The organism is Streptomyces katrae, assembly GCF_002028425.1.
Taxonomy (GTDB): Bacteria; Actinomycetota; Actinomycetes; order Streptomycetales; family Streptomycetaceae; genus Streptomyces; species Streptomyces katrae_A.
In genome coordinates this window covers 4623525-4642351 of record NZ_CP020042.1, presented here as the reverse complement: position 1 = coordinate 4642351, position 18827 = coordinate 4623525, and the positions used below count along the sequence as shown (strand labels likewise).

Here is an 18827-nt window from a genome sequence, read left to right as displayed (position 1 = left end):
CTTACAGCACCTCCGGCGCGAGCGAGATGATCTTCATGAACTTCTTCTCGCGCAGCTCACGGCCCACGGGGCCGAAGATACGGGTGCCGCGAGGGTCGCCGTCGTTCTTCAGAATGACGGCGGCGTTCTCGTCGAAGCGGATGTACGAGCCGTCCTGGCGGCGGCGCTCCTTGACGGTGCGAACGATGACCGCCTTGACGACGTCACCCTTCTTCACGTTGCCACCGGGGATCGCGTCCTTGACGGTGGCGACGATGACGTCACCGATGCCCGCGTAGCGGCGACCCGAGCCACCGAGAACACGGATGCAAAGGATCTCCTTGGCACCAGTGTTGTCGGCGACACGCAGTCGCGACTCCTGCTGGATCACGTCTATCTCCTGTTTGTCTGCCGGTTCCCGGCCGGGGCCCCCGCGAAGGGAGACCCCGGCCGAGCCTGGCGGAACTGACCCGAGGGGCCCCTGAACTTTTTGTTCAGGGCCTCAGGTAATTACTTGGCCTTCTCGAGGATCTCGACGATGCGCCAGCGCTTGCTCGCCGACAGCGGACGCGTCTCCATGATGAGGACGCGGTCGCCGACACCGGCAGCGTTCTGCTCGTCGTGAGCCTTGAGCTTGTTCGTACGGCGGATGACCTTGCCGTACAGCGCGTGCTTGACGCGGTCCTCGACGGCGACGACGACGGTCTTGTCCATCTTGTCGCTGACGACCAGACCCTCACGGGTCTTGCGGAAGCCGCGCTCGGTCTTCTCAGTCACGTTCTTCTCGCTCATCAGGCGCTCTCCACCGTCTCGATACCGAGCTCACGCTCGTGCATCAGGGTGTAGATGCGAGCGATGTCCTTACGGACGGACTTGAGCCGGCCGTTGTTCTCCAGCTGACCGGTGGCCGCCTGGAAACGGAGCTTGAACAGCTCCTCCTTGGCCTCGCGCAGCTTGGCAACGAGCTCCTCGTTGCCGAGCTCGCGGAGCTCGGACGCCTTGGTTCCCGTCGCCATCACGACTCACCTGCCTCGCGCTTGACGATGCGGCACTTCATCGGCAGCTTGTGGGCCGCACGAGTCAGAGCCTCACGCGCAATCTTTTCGTTCGGGTAGGACAGCTCGAACATGACCCGGCCCGGGTGCACGTTCGCGATCCACCACTCCGGGGAACCCTTACCGGAACCCATGCGGGTCTCGGCGGGCTTCTTCGTCAGCGGACGGTCCGGGTAGATGTTGATCCAGACCTTGCCGCCACGCTTGATGTGGCGGGTCATCGCGATACGAGCCGCCTCGATCTGGCGGTTCGTCACGTAGGCGGGGGTGAGCGCCTGGATGCCGTACTCGCCGAACGAGACCTCAGTACCGCCCTTGGCCATACCGCTGCGCTTCGGGTGGTGCTGCTTGCGGTGCTTGACCCTACGAGGGATCAGCATGTCGGTCAGGCCTCCGTTCCGGTGCTCTCGGCCGGAGCGGCGGCGGGGGCGTCGGCCTTGGGGGCCTCGGCACCAGCAGCCTGCTGCGGCTTGCGGCCACCACGGCCGCCGCGCTCGCCACCACGGCCACCACGGCCGGCGGGACGGTCGCCAGCGCCGGCACCACGGGCCGGGCGGTTACCCGCACGGGCCGCAGCGTTCTCGGCGCGAACCTCGGCGATGTTCTTGACGTCGCCCTTGTAGATCCAGACCTTCACGCCGATACGGCCGAAGGTGGTCTTGGCCTCGAAGAAGCCGTAGTCCACGTTCGCGCGCAGCGTGTGCAGCGGCACACGACCCTCGCGGTAGAACTCGGAGCGGGACATCTCGGCGCCGCCGAGACGGCCACCACACTGGATCTTGATGCCCTTGGCGCCGGCCTTCATGGTGCCCTGCATGCTCTTGCGCATGGCACGACGGAAGGAGACGCGGGAGGAGAGCTGCTCGGCGACGGCCTGAGCAACCAGCTGAGCGTCGAGCTCGGGGTTCTTGACCTCGAGGATGTTCAGCTGGACCTGCTTGCCCGTGAGCTTCTCGAGGTCACCGCGGATGCGGTCGGCCTCGGCGCCGCGGCGGCCGATGACGATGCCGGGACGAGCGGTGTGGATGTCCACACGCACGCGGTCACGGGTGCGCTCGATCTCAACCTTCGAGATGCCGGCGCGCTCCATGCCGGACGTCATCATCCGACGGATGGCGACGTCTTCCTTGACGTAGTCCTTGTACAGCTTGTCGGCGTACCAGCGGGACTTGAAGTCCGTGGTGATGCCGAGTCGGAACCCGTGCGGGTTTACCTTCTGGCCCATTACCGGGAACCTTCCTTGCTGCTGACGACCACGGTGATGTGGCTGGTCCGCTTGCGGATCCGGTAGGCACGGCCCTGGGCACGCGGACGGAACCGCTTCAGGGTCGGGCCCTCGTCCACGTACGCCTCGCTGATGACCAGCGTGGAGGCGTCCGGGTGGTTGTAGTTGTGCGCGGCGTTGGCGATGGCGCTGTCAAGCACCTTGCCGACCGGCACGCTCGCGGCCTGCGGGGCGAAACGCAGGACCGCCTGAGCCTCCGTGGCATCCATGCCACGGATGAGGTCCACCACGCGGCGGGCCTTCATGGGCGTGACGCGGATGTACCGCGCCTGGGCCCTGGCTTCCATGGTTGTCCCTTCGGTGTTAGTCATAGTCGTAACCACCCCGCGATTAGCGGCGCTTCGACTTCCGGTCGTCCTTGACGTGGCCGCGGAAGGTGCGAGTCGGCGAGAACTCGCCGAGCTTGTGGCCGACCATCGACTCGGTGACGAACACCGGGACGTGGGTCTTGCCGTTGTGCACCGCGATCGTGTGACCCAGCATGCTGGGGATGATCATCGAGCGACGGGACCAGGTCTTGATGACGTTCTTGGTGCCGGCTTCGTTCTGGGCGTCCACCTTCTTTACGAGGTGGTCGTCGACGAAGGGCCCCTTCTTGAGACTGCGCGGCATCTAAACCCGCTCCTAGCGCTTCTTGTTCGTCTTGCGGCGGCGGACGATGTACTTGCTCGAAGCCTTCTTCGGCGAGCGAGTACGACCCTCCTTCTGACCCCACGGGGAGACCGGGTGGCGACCACCACTGGTCTTGCCCTCACCACCACCGTGCGGGTGGTCAACCGGGTTCATCGCGACACCGCGGACGGTCGGGCGGACGCCCTTCCAGCGCATGCGGCCGGCCTTGCCCCAGTTGATGTTCGACTGCTCGGCGTTGCCGACCTCGCCGACGGTGGCGCGGCAGCGCGCGTCGACGAGACGGATCTCACCGGACGGCATGCGGAGGTGGGCCATCACGCCCTCCTTCGCGAGCAGCTGCACGGAGGCACCAGCCGAACGCGCGAACTTGGCGCCGCCACCGGGGCGGAGCTCGATCGCGTGGATCGTGGTACCGACCGGGATGTTGCGGAGCGCGAGGTTGTTGCCCGGCTTGATGTCGGCCGTGGGGCCGTTCTCGATCCGGTCACCCTGCTGCAGACCGCGCGGCGCGATGATGTAGCGCTTCTCGCCGTCGGCGTAGTGCAGCAGCGCGATGCGCGCGGTGCGGTTGGGGTCGTACTCGATGTGCGCGACCTTGGCCGGCACGCCGTCCTTGTCGTGACGACGGAAGTCGATCACGCGGTAGGCGCGCTTGTGGCCACCGCCCTGGTGGCGAACGGTCACACGACCGGTGTTGTTACGGCCGCCCTTGCTGTGCAGGGGGCGGACCAGCGACTTCTCCGGCGTGGACCGCGTGATCTCGACAAAGTCGGCGACGCTGGAGCCACGACGGCCCGGGGTCGTCGGCTTGTACTTGCGGATACCCATTTCTCAGTCCTCGTCCGATTCCGGACGACTAGACCTCCGTTAGGAGGCCTGGCCGCCGAAGATGTCGATACGGTTGCCCTCGGCAAGGGTCACGATGGCGCGCTTGGTGTTGGCGCGCTTGCCGAAACCGGTCTTGGTGCGCTTGCGCTTACCCTGACGGTTGATCGTGTTGACCCCGGTGACCTTGACCGAGAAGACCGCCTCGACGGCCTGCTTGATCTGGGTCTTGTTGGCGCCGGGCGCGACGATGAACGTGTACTTGTTCTCGTCCAGCAGCGCGTAGCTCTTCTCCGAGACGACCGGCTTGATCAGCAGGTCGCGCGGGTCGGTGAAGGTCTTGCTGGTAACGGTCGCCTCAGACATCAGGCCTCGTTCCCTTCGGTCTCATCGGCCTTGGGGCCAGACACGAAGGACTCGAGCGCGGCCTGGGTGAAGACCACGTCGTCAGAGACGATCACGTCGTACGTGTTCAGCTGGCCCGGCTCCAGGATGTGAACCTGGGGCAGGTTGCGGGCGGACAGCCACGCCAGCTCGTCAGAGCGCTCGGCGACCAGGAGCAGGTTCTTGCGCTCCGAGATCTTGCCGAACAGCGTCTTCGCGGCCTTGGTGGAGGCGGCACCCTCGACCACGCCGGTGACGACGTGGATGCGGGAGTGACGCGCGCGGTCCGAGAGGGCACCGCGGAGGGCGGCGGCCTTCATCTTCTTCGGGGTGCGCTGCGAGTAGTCACGCGGCACGGGGCCGTGGACGACGCCACCGCCGGCGAACTGCGGAGCGCGGGTCGAACCCTGACGGGCGCGGCCGGTGCCCTTCTGGCGGTACGGCTTCTTGCCACCACCACGGACTTCGCCACGGGTCTTGGTCTTGTGCGTGCCCTGACGGGCAGCAGCCAGCTGGGCGACGACGACCTGGTGGATCAGCGGAACGCTGGTCTTCGCGTCGAAGATCTCCGCGGGGAGCTCGACGGTACCGGCCTTGTCGCCTGCCGGCGAAAGGATGTCAATGGTGCTCATTACCTCAAGCCCCCTTGGCCGCGGTACGGACCAGGACGAGGCCGCCGTTCGGACCGGGGACCGCGCCCTTGATGAGGAGCAGACCCTTCTCCGCGTCAACCGCGTGGATGGTCAGGTTCTGGGTGGTGACGCGCTCGTTACCCATGCGACCGGCCATGCGCATGCCCTTGAAGACACGCCCAGGGGTGGCGCAGCCACCGATCGAACCGGGGGAGCGGTGCTTGCGCTGCACACCGTGACCGGCGCCGAGGCCCCGGAAGTTGTGGCGCTTCATGACACCGGCGAAGCCCTTGCCCTTGCTGTTGCCCGTGACGTCAACCTTGACGCCGGACTCGAACACAGCAGCGGTGATCTCCTGGCCGAGCGTGTACTCGCTGGCGTCGGAGGTGCGGAGCTCCACCAGGTGGCGGCGCGGGGTCACGTCGGCCTTGGCGAAGTGGCCCTTGAGGGGCTTGTTCACCTTGCGCGGGTCGATCTCGCCGAAGGCGATCTGGACCGACTCGTAGCCGTCGGTGTCATTGGTACGGACCTGGGTAACGACGCAGGGCCCGGCCTTGACGACGGTCACCGGGACGACACGGTTGTTCTCGTCCCAGACCTGGGTCATGCCGAGCTTCTCGCCCAGGACGCCCTTGATCTGCTTAGCCATCTTCTCGACGCCTCTCAGAGCTTGATCTCGATGTCAACGCCGGCCGGAAGGTCCAGGCGCATCAGCGAGTCAACGGTCTTGGGCGTCGGGTCGAGGATGTCGATCAGGCGCTTGTGCGTGCGCATCTCGAAGTGCTCGCGCGAGTCCTTGTACTTGTGCGGCGACTTGATGACGCAGTACACGTTCTTCTCAGTGGGCAGCGGCACCGGGCCCGCGACCGACGCACCAGTGCGGGTCACCGTCTCGACGATCTTCTTCGCCGAGGAGTCGATGACCTCGTGGTCGTAGGCCTTGAGCCGGATGCGGATCTTCTGTCCCGCCATGGCTACTCCGTAGTCCTGTCTCTGTATGGAAACGCTCTGGCTCCCGGTCGGCTGCGGAACGGGGTTCCGCGGCCTCTCCTCCGACCCACGCGGTCGGGCGTGTCGCACTCCCTCCGAAAAAATTCCCATACGGAAATTCCCTCATCCAAGGGGGTGCGGTCCTGGACCGCGCATCGGGGGAGAAACACCCACCGAGTGCCTGGCGCACACCGTGCTGACACTTCCCAGAAGATTCCCGTACGTCCGCCCTCATTGCTGCCCCGAGAGGCAGATTAAGGACGACGAGTACTGTGGGACTCGCTTCCGGTCCTCCCGGCGGGAGGCGCGCAGCATCGGCACACAGCCGAGCAACTTGAGTAGTCTGCCATACGAGACACGTACCTGGCCAATCGGGCCGAAGAGAATACCCCGCCGAGCGATCACGTCAAACCGCGGCACGCGGCGGGGATCCCAGGTCAGGACCGGGAGGCCGTCGCGCACTCCTTCGGCATGTCGGCCACGTTCCCGCTCCGGTCGTACGGGTCGACGACCGGCCCGGACGGGCCCGTCCCCGCCGCCACCCGCTCGCTGTCGAACCGCGGGTGCAGGAACCCGGTGCCGTCCCGCCGACAGTCGTCGTTGCCCGCGCTCTCCAGCCACTCCACTACCTGGAGCTTGCCCGGGGTCGCGACCACCTTGAGCGGGTCGTAGAGGGCCATGGTCAGCGTCCGCCGCACCACCGTGCGGGCCACCTCGTCCGAACCGGGCTTCGCCCGGACCACGGGGTAGACGAAGGTGTAGTCGGCGTGGACCTTCACCTCGCCGTCGCGGCCGCTGTCGAAGCTCATCCGGCCGCGTGTCTTGACCACGTCGCCGACGACCCTGACCTCCGCCGGGTCGAACCGGCTGAACAGCCACAGCGGGTCCGCGTCGACCGAGGGGGCGGACAGCCCGCGCTCGATGAGGGGCCGCCCGTCGCCCTGACCGGGGTCCAGCAGGTCCAGCGCCGCCCGGGGCCGCTCGCCCCGCAGGGTGGCGGGGTCCAGGTTCGACGCGATCAGCAGGGCCTTGGTCTTCGCCAGCGCGTCGGCGACCCGCTCCTTCGCCATCCCGCCCACGGCCGCCGCCTCGGGGACCTCGATGCCGGCGGCGCCATCGGCCCACTGCGCGGCCGGCGAGCCCCGGAAGGGCTCCTTCAGCGTCGGGCGGTCGGCGGGCACCGCCCCCGGGGCCGCCGTCGGGCGCCCGGTCTCCGCAGGCAGCGGACCCGCGTCCCGTGCTTCCTGGCGGGCCTCCGCCCTGCCCGTCAGCTTGTCGATGACCAGCTCCGGCCGCAGCGCCACCAGGGCCAGCCCCGCGATGCCGACGATCGCCGCCGCGGCCTTGAGCCGCCGCTTGCCCCGCCCGCGGCCCTCCCTCTCCTGCCAGGCGGGCCCCGTGCGCCAGCCGGGCGGATCCCCCGCCCCCGGCTTCGGCGCCCGGCCGAACCGGCGGCGCCCCGCCCGCGCCCGTTCCTCCTCCTCGCGCCGCAGCCGCTCGGTGACCATCCGGGCCCGCGCCGAGGGCTCCTTCGGCGCGGCGGCGCTCTCCCGCGCGACCTGCTCGCTGAAGCGGGCCCACTCCTCGTCGGATATCTGCGGCCGCCCGCCGTCCTGCTGCTCCATGCTCCCCACCCCTGAACATTGCCGACTTATGTGGAAGGGCCCCTCCCCCGCCGCCGGAGCGGTGGGGAAGGGGCCCTTCCGTCAAACATGGTGCCCGCTGGTGCGAGCTACCAGGTCAGAACACGAATTACTTCGTGATCTTGGTGACCTGGCCGGCGCCGACCGTACGACCACCCTCACGGATGGCGAACTTCAGGCCCTCCTCCATGGCGACCGGCTGGATCAGCTGGACGGACATGTCGGTGTTGTCGCCCGGCATGACCATCTCGGTGCCCTCGGGGAGGGTCACGACGCCGGTCACGTCCGTGGTACGGAAGTAGAACTGCGGGCGGTAGTTGTTGAAGAACGGGGTGTGACGGCCACCCTCGTCCTTCGACAGGATGTACGCGGCGGCCTCGAACTCGGTGTGCGGCGTGACCGAACCGGGCTTGATGATGACCTGACCGCGCTCGACGTCCTCGCGCTTGATGCCACGGAGGAGCAGACCGACGTTCTCACCGGCCTGGCCCTCGTCGAGCAGCTTGCGGAACATCTCGATGCCGGTGACCGTGGTGGTGGTCTTCTCCGGCTTGATGCCGATGATGTCGACGGTCTCGTTGACCTTCAGGACACCACGCTCGATGCGGCCGGTGACGACGGTGCCACGACCGGTGATCGTGAAGACGTCCTCGACGGGCATCAGGAACGGCTTGTCGGTGTCACGCGGCGGGGTCGGGATGGCCTCGTCCACGGCGTCCATCAGGCCGAGGAGCTTGTCACCCCACTCCTTGTCGCCCTCGAGCGCCTTCAGCGCGGAGACCTGGACGACCGGCAGGTCGTCGCCCGGGAAGTCGTACTCGGAGAGCAGCTCACGGACCTCGAGCTCGACGAGCTCCAGGATCTCCTCGTCGTCCACCATGTCGGCCTTGTTGAGGGCGACGACGATGTACGGAACGCCGACCTGGCGGGCCAGGAGCACGTGCTCCTTGGTCTGCGGCATCGGGCCGTCGGTGGCGGCGACCACGAGGATGGCGCCGTCCATCTGGGCGGCACCGGTGATCATGTTCTTGATGTAGTCCGCGTGACCCGGGCAGTCGACGTGGGCGTAGTGACGCGCCTCGGTCTGGTACTCGACGTGCGCGATGGAGATGGTGATACCGCGCTGGCGCTCCTCAGGAGCCTTGTCGATCTGGTCGAACGCCGAGGCCGCGTTCAGGTCCGGGTACTTGTCGTGCAGCACCTTGGTAATGGCGGCCGTGAGGGTCGTCTTACCGTGGTCAATGTGACCGATGGTGCCGATGTTGACGTGCGGCTTAGTCCGCTCGAACTTCGCCTTCGCCACGGGGGTCCTCCTGAGAGTGGTTCTGTACGCCTTGATGATCGTCGGCGCCAGGTGATCTTTGCTGGATAGCCGGTTCCCCCGGGGCAACGGGAGGGTTGCTCCTGTTGCCCCAGAGGCTCCGGTGGCAAGCCTAAAGCGTGTACTCGGAAGAGTTACTCGCCCTTGGCCTTCGCGATGATCTCCTCAGCGACGTTCCGGGGAACCTCGGCGTAGGAGTCGAACTGCATCGAGTAGCTGGCGCGACCCGAGGTCTTGCTGCGGAGGTCTCCGACGTAGCCGAACATCTCCGAAAGCGGCACGAGGCCCTTGACGATCTTGGCTCCGTGACGGTCCTCCATGGCCTGGATCTGGCCACGGCGGGAGTTGATGTCACCGATGACGTCACCCATGGACTCCTCCGGCGTGGTGACCTCGACGGCCATCATCGGCTCGAGGAGCACGGGAGAAGCCTTGCGCGCGGCCTCCTTGAAGGCCTGCGAACCGGCGATCTTGAAGGCGAGCTCGGAGGAGTCGACCTCGTGGTAGCCACCGTCGAGAAGCGTGACGCGGACGCCCGTCATCTCGTAGCCGGCCAGGATGCCGAACTGCATGGCCTCCTGCGCACCGGCGTCGACCGAAGGGATGTACTCCTTCGGCACGCGGCCACCGGTGACCTTGTTCACGAACTCGTACGCCGGACCGTCGGCGTCCGTGATCGGCTCGATCGCGATCTGCACCTTGGCGAACTGACCGGTACCACCGGTCTGCTTCTTGTGGGTGTAGTCGTGACGCTCGACGGCCTTGCGGATCGTCTCGCGGTACGCGACCTGCGGCTTGCCGACGTTGGCCTCGACCTTGAACTCGCGCTTCATACGGTCGACCAGCACCTCGAGGTGCAGCTCGCCCATACCGCCGAGGATGGTCTGGCCCGTCTCCTCGTCCGAGTGAACGTGGAAGGAGGGGTCCTCCTCCGCGAGACGCTGGATGGCGACACCCAGCTTCTCCTGGTCACCCTTGGACTTGGGCTCGATGGCGACCTGGATGACCGGAGCCGGGAAGTCCATGGACTCCAGGATCACGGGCTGCTTGTCGTCGCACAGCGTCTCACCGGTGGTGGTCTGCTTCAGGCCCATGACGGCGACGATGTCGCCGGCGCCCACCGCGTCGATCTCCTCACGCTTGTTCGCGTGCATGCGGTAGATCTTGCCGATGCGCTCCTTCTTGCCCTTGACGGAGTTCAGCACCGCGGTGCCGGCCTCCAGGCGGCCCGAGTAAACCCGGACGAAGGTGAGCTTGCCGAGGTGCGGGTCGCTCATGATCTTGAACGCGAGCGCGGCGAGGGGCTCCTCGTCCGACGGCTTGCGCTTGACGACGACCTCGGCGTCCTTGACGTCGTGGCCCTCGATGGCCTCGATGTCGAGCGGCGACGGGAGGTAGCGCACGACGGCGTCGAGCAGGGGCTGGACGCCCTTGTTCTTGAACGCCGTACCGCAGAAGACCGCGGTGATCGTGGGCTCGCCCTTGCCCTTGCCGGAGCCGAGGATGATGCGACGCACGGCCGCGTGCAGCTGCTCCTCGGTGGGCTCGGTGCCCTCGAGGAAGAGCTCCATCATCTCTTCGTCGTTCTCGGCGACCTGCTCGACGAGGGTGGCGCGCCACTCCTCGGCCAGCTCGGTGTGCGAGGCCGGGATGTCGACGACGTCGTACATCTCACCCTTGGTGGCCTCGGCGGACCACACGAGGGCCTTCATGCGGACGAGGTCGACGACGCCCTTGAAGTCCGCCTCGGCACCGATCGGCAGCTGCATGACGATCGGAACCGCACCGAGGCGGTCCTTGATCATGTCGACGCAGCGCATGAACTCGGCGCCGGTACGGTCGAGCTTGTTGACGAAGCAGATGCGCGGGACGCCGTAGCGGTCCGCCTGACGCCAAACGGTCTCGGACTGCGGCTCCACACCGGCGACACCGTCGAACACGGTGACGGCACCGTCGAGGACGCGGAGCGAACGCTCCACCTCGACCGTGAAGTCCACGTGACCCGGGGTGTCGATGATGTTGATGGTGTGGTCGACGTCCTCGAGCGGCCAGTGGCAGGTCGTCGCGGCGGACGTGATGGTGATGCCGCGCTCCTGCTCCTGCTCCATCCAGTCCATCGTGGCAGCGCCGTCGTGGACCTCACCGATCTTGTAAGACACACCGGTGTAGAACAGGATGCGCTCGGTGGTGGTCGTCTTGCCCGCGTCGATGTGGGCCATGATGCCGATGTTGCGCACCTTGGCCAGGTCAAGCGAAGTGGTAGCCATAAGGCTTCAGTCTTCTCTCGGTCTCGATGTGGGTTGCGACTACCAGCGGTAGTGCGCGAAGGCCTTGTTGGACTCGGCCATCTTGTGCGTGTCCTCGCGCTTCTTGACGGCCGCACCGAGGCCGTTCGAGGCGTCGAGAAGCTCGTTCATCAGGCGCTCGGTCATGGTCTTCTCGCGGCGGGCGCGGGAGTAACCCACGAGCCAGCGGAGGGCCAGGGTCGACTGACGACCCGGCTTGACCTCGACGGGAACCTGGTAGGTCGCGCCACCGACACGGCGGGACTTGACCTCGAGGGACGGCTTGACGTTCTCCAGCGCGCGCTTCAGCGTGATGACCGGGTCGTTGCCGGTCTTCTCGCGGAGGCCTTCCATGGCGCCGTAAACGATGCGCTCGGCGGTGGAGCGCTTGCCGTTCAGGAGGATCTTGTTGATGAGCGAGGTCACCAGAGGAGAGGCGTAGACCGGGTCGATGATGACCGGGCGCTTCGGGGCGGGGCCCTTACGAGGCATTCTTACTTCTCCTTCTTGGCGCCGTAGCGGCTGCGGGCCTGCTTGCGGTTCTTGACAGCCTGGGTGTCAAGCGCACCGCGGATGATCTTGTAACGAACACCCGGCAGGTCCTTCACACGGCCACCACGCACGAGCACGATCGAGTGCTCCTGCAGGTTGTGTCCCTCACCCGGAATGTAAGCGGTGACCTCGATGCCGGAGGTCAGACGCACACGCGCGACCTTGCGGAGCGCCGAGTTCGGCTTCTTCGGGGTGGTCGTGAACACACGCGTGCAGACACCACGACGCTGAGGCGAAGCCTCGAGCGCGGGGGTCTTCGTCTTCTCGACCTTGTCCTGCCGGCCCTTCCGGACCAGCTGCTGGATCGTAGGCACTACTTCTCCGGTTTCTGTGTGCCGTGTAGTGAAGCTAACCTGGAACTTTCCCGACCCACGCGGTCGGGTGTGTCGGATCCGGCGGACCCCCGCGCAAGCGCGGAGACACATGAATCTCGGTGGCCGATGCGGCTCGCCGTGCGGTTGATGGACACGCACAGGAGCCCAGGCACACCCCAGGCACAAGGTCTGAGCGTACCCACCGCATCCACTCCGGTCAAAACATAGGCCGCGCCGCCACCGCCCGCACGGCCCCGCAGCTCAGGCGCCCCTTGGGCGCGGGCCCTTCGAGCCGGGTCGGCCGCGCGGAGGTCACACGGGCGTGGTAGTGCGGGCGAACTACACTGCCAGCGAATCCCAGCGAGTCAGTTCAAAACGTACGAGCGCCAGGAGCAGGACATTGGGGACGGTCACCTCGGAGCCGACGACGGGCGCAGCCCCGCCCCCCGGCCCCGCGCTTCGGCGGCGCACCGCCCTCTCCCGCCTGTACGGGCCCCTGCTGGCGTTCCTCGTCACCTCGGGCGCCTTCTGCGCGGCCTGGGCGGCCCGCGGCAGCTTCCCCTTCGGCGGCACCGGCCGGGCCATCAACGACCAGGCCAACCAGTACGTTCCCTTCCACCGCGCCTTGTGGGACCTCGTCCACGGGCAGGCCGCCGGCGACGTGCTCTTCAGCTGGCGCGGCGGCTTCGGACAGCAGTTCCTGTCCGACTACTACACCTACCTCGGCAATCCGTTCTCCTGGCTCGCCGTCCTCGTCCCGCGGGCCCACGTCGACCTGGCCGTCTTCCTGATCACCCCGGTGACGATGGGCGCGGCCGCCGCGCTGATGACCGTCTACCTCGGCAGGCTCCAGGCCGGGCCGTGGTGGCAGCGCGGGGTGCTCGGCGCCTGCTACGGGCTGTGCGGGTGGGCGCTCAGCGACGCCTCGTACATCCCGATGTGGCTGTGGGGCCTGGTCGCCCTCCCCCTGCTCGGCATCGCCGTCGAATGGTGCCTGGAAGGCCGGCGCTGGCCGGGCGCCGCCCTCCTGGTCGCACTCGCCTGGTACGGGAACTTCTACACGGCGATGATGGCCACGATGGCCGCCTGCGTGCTGCTGGGCGTCCGTCTGCTGACCCTGGAGATGACGGGGGCGCAGCGCCTGCGGGCCCTGTGGCGCGCGGCCACCGCCGCCGCGGCCGGCATCCTCCTCACCCTCCCGCTCCTCCTGCCGTCGTTCCTGTCCAGCGGCGCCTCGCAGCCCACGAAGGCCGCGGCCTTCGACCCGGTGCGCATCGACGTCTTCCTGGCCGGCATGCTCCCGGCCACCCACCTGTGGGGCGGCCGGCCTCGGCTGTACGTGGCCTCGCTGGGCCTGATCCTGGCGGGCGCCTTCCTCCTCAACACCCGCATCGCCGGCCGTACCCGCCTGGTCTGGGCAGCGGCCACGCTGCTGGTCCTGGTCTCCTTCCAGTTCCCCCCGACCCAGTACGTGTGGCACGGCCTGGCGGTCCCGAACGGCAACCCCTACCGCGAGACGTTCGTGTTCAGCGGGATGGTCGTGGTCCTGGCCTGGCTGGCCCTGTCCAACCGTCCGCGCCCGCTGCACCTCGCCCTGGCGGCCGGCCTGCTGGTCGTGGCCACGTTCGTGCTGCGCCACACCAACGACTTCGGCGGCTGGACCTGGCCTGCGGTCCTGGCCGGCGGCGCCGTCTCCCTCCTGGCCCTGACGCTCCTGTCCCTCTCGGGACGGCACCGCGCCCTCCTCCCCCTCGCGGCCGTCCTCATGATCGGGGTCGTCCTCGCCGAGTCCACGGTCGCGGCGGCGAACGCGGACGCCCGCCGCTCCCGCGAACGCTGGGCGGCCCCCGCCGCCACCTCCAGCCGCTCGATCACGAACCACTACGAGGCGGTCCGCGAGGTGGACGGCTGGCCCGCCTACCGGACGGATTCGGGCGCGCCGCAGACCTCGTACAACGACGCCCTGGCCCTGCGGGCGGAGGGCCCGCAGTACTACAGCAGCTACCTCCCGCAGGCCACGTACCAGGCCCTGGAGCCCCTGGGCTACGGCTACAAGAACGACGGCCGCACCTTCTTCGGCGCCGACAACCCGGTCCTCGACGCGATCTTCTCCATCGGCGCCCGGGTCCGCCCGGGCACGGCTCCCGGCACCTGGACGTCGACGAAGCAGCCGGCCCCTCCCCTGGTCACGGTCCGCCCCGCCCCGTACACCTCCCCCAACCCCCCGGCCAGCGTCTACGCCCGCCAGGAGACGGTCCTGGGCGCGACGGTCTACGAGGTCCCCGCCGCCACCCGCACCGGCACCCCCGCCTCCCAGACCTACACGGCCACCTGCACGCCGGGCTCCGAGGCCTACTGGTACTCCCCCGCGCTCTACGGCACCCTCCGCACCGGCGGCCGCTCCCTGCCCCTGGAGGACCGCATGACCGGGGTCCTCCCCCTGGGCCCGGTCCCCGCGTCCGGCACGGTCACGGCGACGGCCGAAACCCGCACCGAGAACGCCACGGCCGGCCCGAACCCCATCGGCTGCCTCGACCGCGCGGCCCTGGCCACCGCGGTCGGCCGGCTCACCACCACGGGCGCCACCGAGGTCCACGTCGGCGGCCACTCCATCGAGGCCACCCTCCCGCCGACCGCCACCGGCACGGCCGTCTTCGCGATGACGGACATCCCCGGCTGGCAGTGCTCGGCCCCCACGACGAACTTCCACGGCCTCCTGGCGGTCCCCCTCACCCCGGGCACCCGCCACCTCTCCTGCACCTACACCCCCAAGGGCCTCACCCCAGGCCTCGCAGCCGCCGCCCTGGCCCTCCTGACCCTGACCTCGGCCACCACGGCAACCCACCTCCGCCGCCGCCGCGAACGCGTCTGACGGGAGCCGGGGCCGCCCCCGGGACACGGGGAAGTCCCCGGACACGAAGAAGCCCCCCACCTCTCCTCTCGGAGCGGTGGGGGGCTTCCTCATACGAGCTGCTAGCCGTTGTACGGGCCGTAGTCGTAGTCCTCCAGCGGGACAGCCTGGCCGGAGCCGGTGCCGAAGGGGGAGTAGTCGATGTCGTCGTAGCCGACGGCCGAGTACATCGCGGCCTTGGCTTCCTCGGTCGGCTCGACCCGGATGTTGCGGTAGCGGGACAGGCCCGTACCGGCCGGGATGAGCTTACCGATGATGACGTTCTCCTTGAGGCCGATGAGGCTGTCGGACTTGGCGTTGATCGCCGCGTCCGTCAGGACTCGGGTCGTCTCCTGGAAGGAGGCGGCCGACAGCCAGGACTCCGTCGCCAGCGAGGCCTTGGTGATACCCATCAGCTGCGGACGGCCGGAGGCGGGGTGACCGCCCTCGGTGACCACACGACGGTTCTCGGTCTCGAAGCGGGAGCGCTCGACGAGCTCGCCCGGGAGGAGCTCCGCGTCGCCGGACTCGATGATCGTCACGCGGCGGAGCATCTGCCGGATGATGATCTCGATGTGCTTGTCGTGGATCGACACGCCCTGCGAGTTGTAGACCTTCTGGACTTCGCCGACCAGGTGGACCTGGACGGCACGCTGGCCGAGGATGCGCAGCACGTCGTGCGGGTTGGTGGCACCCATGGTGAGCTTCTGGCCCACCTCGACGTGGTCGCCCTCGTGCACGATGACCTTGGCGCGCTTGGAGATCGGGAACGCCGTCTCCTCGCTGCCGTCGTCGGGCGTGATGACGATCTTCTTCGTCTTCTCGGTCTCCTCGATCCGCACGCGGCCGGCGGCCTCGGAGATCGGGGCGACACCCTTCGGGGTACGGGCCTCGAAGAGCTCGACGACACGCGGCAGACCCTGCGTGATGTCGTCACCGGCCACACCACCGGTGTGGAAGGTACGCATCGTCAGCTGGGTACCGGGCTCACCGATGGACTGGGCGGCGATGATGCCGACCGCCTCACCGATGTCGACCAGCTTGCCGGTGGCCAGCGAGCGGCCGTAGCAGAAGGCACAGGTGCCGACGGCGGACTCACAGGTCAGGACCGAGCGGGTCTTGACCTCCTCGACGCCGTTCGCGATGAGGGCGTCGATGAGCACGTCACCGAGGTCCACGTTCGCCGGCGCGATGACCTTGCCGTCGATGACGACGTCCTCGGCCAGCATGCGGGCGTACACGGAGGTCTCGACGTCGTCCGCCTTGCGGAGGACACCCGCCTCGTCCTTGACACCGATCTTGAGCTTGAGGCCGCGCTCGGTGCCGCAGTCCTCCTCGCGGATGATGACGTCCTGCGAGACGTCCACCAGACGACGGGTGAGGTAACCCGAGTCGGCGGTACGCAGGGCGGTGTCCGCGAGACCCTTACGGGCACCGTGGGTGGAGATGAAGTACTCCAGCACGGACAGGCCCTCACGGAACGAGGCCTTGATCGGACGCGGGATGGTCTCGTTCTTCGCGTTCGACACCAGACCACGCATACCGGCGATCTGCCTCATCTGCATCATGTTTCCTCGGGCACCCGAGTCAACCATCATGAAGATGGGGTTGGTCTTGGGGAAGTTCGCGTTCATCGCCTCGGCAACCTCGTTGGTCGCCTTGGTCCAGATCGCGATGAGCTCCTGCGTGCGCTCGTCCTTGGTGATCAGACCGCGCTCGTACTGCTTCTGGACCTTCTCGTCCATCGCCTCGTAGCCCGCGACGATGGCCTTCTTGGCCTCGGGCACGACGACGTCGGAGATGGCCACGGTGACGCCCGAACGGGTCGCCCAGTGGAAGCCGGCCGCCTTCAGGTTGTCGAGCGTCGCCGCCACGATGACCTTGGGGTAGCGCTCCGCCAGGTCGTTGACGATCTCGGAGAGCTGCTTCTTGCCCACCGAGTAGTCGACGAACGGGTAGTCCTCGGGCAGCAGCTCGTTGAAGAGCGCGCGGCCCAGGGTGGTCTTCAGACGGAAGCTGTCGCCCGGCTGGAACTCCTGCTCGCCCTCTTCGGCGACCGGCGGCACCCAGCCGCGCGGCGGGATGGTGCCCACCGGGAAGCGGATGTCGACGGACGACTGCAGCGCGAGCTCGCCGGCGTCGAACGCCATGATCGCCTCGGCGGTGGAGCCGAACGCGCGGCCCTCGCCCTTGGTGTCACGGAGCTCACCGTCGGTGGTCAGGAAGAACAGACCCAGGACCATGTCCTGCGTCGGCATCGTGACCGGACGGCCGTCGGCCGGCTTGAGGATGTTGTTCGAGGACAGCATCAGGATGCGGGCCTCGGCCTGCGCCTCCGCGGAGAGCGGCAGGTGCACGGCCATCTGGTCACCGTCGAAGTCCGCGTTGAACGCGGTGCAGACGAGCGGGTGGATCTGGATGGCCTTGCCTTCGACCAGCTGGGGCTCGAAGGCCTGGATGCCGAGACGGTGCAGCGTGGGCGCACGGTTCAGCAGGACCGGGTGCTCGGCGATGACCTCTTCGAGCACGTCGTACACGACCGTGCGGCCGCGCTCGACCATGCGCTTCGCCGACTTGATGTTCTGCGCGTGGTTCAGGTCGACCAGGCGCTTCATCACGAACGGCTTGAAGAGCTCCAGCGCCATGGCCTTGGGCAGACCGCACTGGTGCAGCTTCAGCTGCGGACCGACGACGATCACGGAACGCGCGGAGTAGTCCACGCGCTTGCCGAGGAGGTTCTGACGGAATCGACCCTGCTTGCCCTTCAGCATGTCGCTGAGGGACTTCAGCGGGCGGTTGCCGGGGCCCGTCACCGGGCGGCCGCGACGACCGTTGTCGAAGAGCGCGTCCACGGCCTCCTGGAGCATGCGCTTCTCGTTGTTCACGATGATCTCGGGGGCACCGAGGTCGAGAAGGCGCTTCAGGCGGTTGTTGCGGTTGATGACGCGGCGGTACAGGTCGTTGAGGTCGGAGGTCGCGAAGCGGCCACCGTCGAGCTGCACCATCGGACGCAGGTCCGGCGGGATCACCGGCACGCAGTCCAGAACCATGCCCTTGGGGCTGTTGCTGGTCTGCAGGAACGCGGAGACGACCTTGAGGCGCTTGAGCGCACGGGTCTTCTTCTGGCCCTTGCCGGTACGGATGATCTCGCGGAGGCGCTCGGCCTCCTCCTCCAGGTCGAAGGACTCCAGGCGCTTCTGCAGCGCCGCGGCACCCATCGAGCCGTCGAAGTACGTGCCGAAGCGGTCACGCAGCTCGCGGTAGAGGAGCTCGTCGCCCTCCAGGTCCTGGACCTTGAGGTTCTTGAAGCGGTTCCACACCTCGTCGAGGCGGTCGATCTCGCGCTGGGCGCGGTCGCGGAGCTGCTTCATCTCGCGCTCGGCACCCTCGCGCACCTTGCGGCGCACGTCGGCCTTGGCGCCCTCGGCCTCAAGCTCGGCCAGGTCGCTCTCGAGCTTCTTGGCACGGCCTTCGAGGTCGGCGTCGCGGCGGTTCTCGATCTGCTGGCGCTCGACGGAGACGTGGGCCTCCAGCGACGGCAGGTCGCGCTGACGGCGCTCGTCGTCGACGAACGTGATCATGTACGCGGCGAAGTAGATGACCTTCTCGAGGTCCTTCGGCGCGAGGTCCAGCAGGTAGCCCAGGCGCGACGGGACGCCCTTGAAGTACCAGATGTGGGTGACGGGAGCGGCAAGCTCGATGTGGCCCATGCGCTCACGGCGCACCTTGGCGCGCGTGACCTCGACGCCACAGCGCTCACAGATGATGCCCTTGAAGCGGACACGCTTGTACTTGCCGCAGTAGCACTCCCAGTCCCGGGTGGGGCCGAAGATCTTCTCGCAGAAGAGTCCGTCCTTCTCGGGCTTGAGGGTGCGGTAGTTGATGGTCTCCGGCTTCTTGACCTCGCCGTGCGACCAGGTTCGGATGTCGTCCGCGGTGGCAAGGCCGATCCGCAGCTCGTCGAAGAAGTTGACGTCGAGCACTGTGCGTCAATCCCTCTTTCGGGGTCGAGTCTCAATCATGGTCTGAACGGTCCCGG

General features: G+C 67.8%; 19 protein-coding genes. 1 reads left to right on the top strand and 18 read right to left on the bottom strand.

Features of this window, described 5'->3' with window-relative positions; all coding sequences use genetic code 11:
• Window position 1: 1 nt before the first annotated feature.
• The 17 genes from rplN to rpsL all read right to left on the bottom strand — a co-directional run bounded on the left by rplN (window position 2) and on the right by rpsL (window position 11898).
• Window positions 2-370 (bottom strand): 50S ribosomal protein L14, encoded by a 369-nt coding sequence (gene rplN, locus B4U46_RS21280; protein WP_003956455.1) that lies wholly within the window; start codon window positions 368-370, stop codon window positions 2-4.
• Between the two features lie 119 nt (window positions 371-489).
• A complete protein-coding gene (gene rpsQ, locus B4U46_RS21275) occupies window positions 490-771 on the bottom strand; it encodes a 30S ribosomal protein S17 (protein WP_079429300.1) in 282 nt (93 codons plus the stop codon).
• A complete protein-coding gene (rpmC, locus tag B4U46_RS21270) occupies window positions 771-995 on the bottom strand; it encodes a 50S ribosomal protein L29 (protein WP_079429299.1) in 225 nt (74 codons plus the stop codon). The genes rpsQ and rpmC overlap by 1 nt, the downstream gene beginning before the upstream one ends.
• Window positions 995-1414, bottom strand: coding sequence for a 50S ribosomal protein L16 (gene rplP / locus B4U46_RS21265; protein ID WP_007265906.1), 420 nt, complete (start codon window positions 1412-1414; stop codon window positions 995-997). Before rplP ends, rpmC begins: the two co-directional genes overlap by 1 nt.
• Before the next feature lie 5 nt (window positions 1415-1419).
• Window positions 1420-2259 (bottom strand): 30S ribosomal protein S3, encoded by an 840-nt coding sequence (gene rpsC, locus B4U46_RS21260; protein WP_007265905.1) that lies wholly within the window; start codon window positions 2257-2259, stop codon window positions 1420-1422.
• Window positions 2259-2606: a 50S ribosomal protein L22 gene (rplV, locus tag B4U46_RS21255; RefSeq protein WP_007265904.1), complete on the bottom strand. Its 348-nt coding sequence runs from the start codon at window positions 2604-2606 to the stop codon at window positions 2259-2261. Before rplV ends, rpsC begins: the two co-directional genes overlap by 1 nt.
• Before the next feature lie 43 nt (window positions 2607-2649).
• Window positions 2650-2931: a 30S ribosomal protein S19 gene (gene rpsS, locus B4U46_RS21250; protein ID WP_007265903.1), complete on the bottom strand. Its 282-nt coding sequence runs from the start codon at window positions 2929-2931 to the stop codon at window positions 2650-2652.
• Window positions 2932-2943: 12 nt separating this feature from the next.
• Complete coding sequence (rplB, locus tag B4U46_RS21245; protein WP_007265902.1) at window positions 2944-3780, bottom strand: 50S ribosomal protein L2; 837 nt, start codon at window positions 3778-3780, stop codon at window positions 2944-2946.
• A 39-nt stretch (window positions 3781-3819) separates the two neighbouring features.
• Window positions 3820-4143, bottom strand: coding sequence for a 50S ribosomal protein L23 (gene rplW, locus B4U46_RS21240; RefSeq protein WP_007265901.1), 324 nt, complete (start codon window positions 4141-4143; stop codon window positions 3820-3822).
• Window positions 4143-4793, bottom strand: a complete 651-nt coding sequence (gene rplD / locus B4U46_RS21235; RefSeq protein WP_042812330.1) for a 50S ribosomal protein L4 — start codon at window positions 4791-4793, stop codon at window positions 4143-4145. Before rplD ends, rplW begins: the two co-directional genes overlap by 1 nt.
• Window positions 4794-4797: 4 nt before the next feature.
• Entirely contained in the window at window positions 4798-5442 is a 645-nt protein-coding gene (rplC, locus tag B4U46_RS21230; protein WP_042812328.1) for a 50S ribosomal protein L3, read from the bottom strand.
• Window positions 5443-5456: 14 nt separating this feature from the next.
• Complete coding sequence (rpsJ, locus tag B4U46_RS21225; RefSeq protein ID WP_003948644.1) at window positions 5457-5765, bottom strand: 30S ribosomal protein S10; 309 nt, start codon at window positions 5763-5765, stop codon at window positions 5457-5459.
• Window positions 5766-6220: 455 nt separating this feature from the next.
• Window positions 6221-7408 carry a hypothetical protein gene (locus B4U46_RS21215; protein ID WP_079429297.1) on the bottom strand — a complete coding sequence of 396 codons (1188 nt, stop codon included), beginning with the start codon at window positions 7406-7408 and terminating at the stop codon, window positions 6221-6223.
• Window positions 7409-7535: 127 nt separating this feature from the next.
• Window positions 7536-8729, bottom strand: coding sequence for an elongation factor Tu (gene tuf, locus B4U46_RS21210; RefSeq protein ID WP_079429296.1), 1194 nt, complete (start codon window positions 8727-8729; stop codon window positions 7536-7538).
• Window positions 8730-8881: 152 nt separating this feature from the next.
• Window positions 8882-11014, bottom strand: a complete 2133-nt coding sequence (gene fusA / locus B4U46_RS21205; RefSeq protein ID WP_079429295.1) for an elongation factor G — start codon at window positions 11012-11014, stop codon at window positions 8882-8884.
• A gap of 39 nt (window positions 11015-11053) precedes the next feature.
• Window positions 11054-11524 (bottom strand): 30S ribosomal protein S7, encoded by a 471-nt coding sequence (gene rpsG / locus B4U46_RS21200; RefSeq protein WP_007265894.1) that lies wholly within the window; start codon window positions 11522-11524, stop codon window positions 11054-11056.
• 2 nt (window positions 11525-11526) lie between these two features.
• Window positions 11527-11898, bottom strand: coding sequence for a 30S ribosomal protein S12 (gene rpsL / locus B4U46_RS21195; protein ID WP_007265893.1), 372 nt, complete (start codon window positions 11896-11898; stop codon window positions 11527-11529).
• A gap of 400 nt (window positions 11899-12298) precedes the next feature.
• Between rpsL and B4U46_RS21190 the strand changes: the two genes are divergently transcribed.
• Complete coding sequence (locus tag B4U46_RS21190; protein WP_237293051.1) at window positions 12299-14770, top strand: YfhO family protein; 2472 nt, start codon at window positions 12299-12301, stop codon at window positions 14768-14770.
• A 101-nt stretch (window positions 14771-14871) separates the two neighbouring features.
• Here the strand turns inward: B4U46_RS21190 and B4U46_RS21185 are convergent, their stop codons facing one another.
• The gene (locus B4U46_RS21185; protein ID WP_045945279.1) at window positions 14872-18771 is read right to left on the bottom strand and encodes a DNA-directed RNA polymerase subunit beta'; all 3900 of its coding nucleotides are present in this window, start codon (window positions 18769-18771) and stop codon (window positions 14872-14874) included.
• Between the last annotated feature and the right edge of the window lie 56 nt (window positions 18772-18827).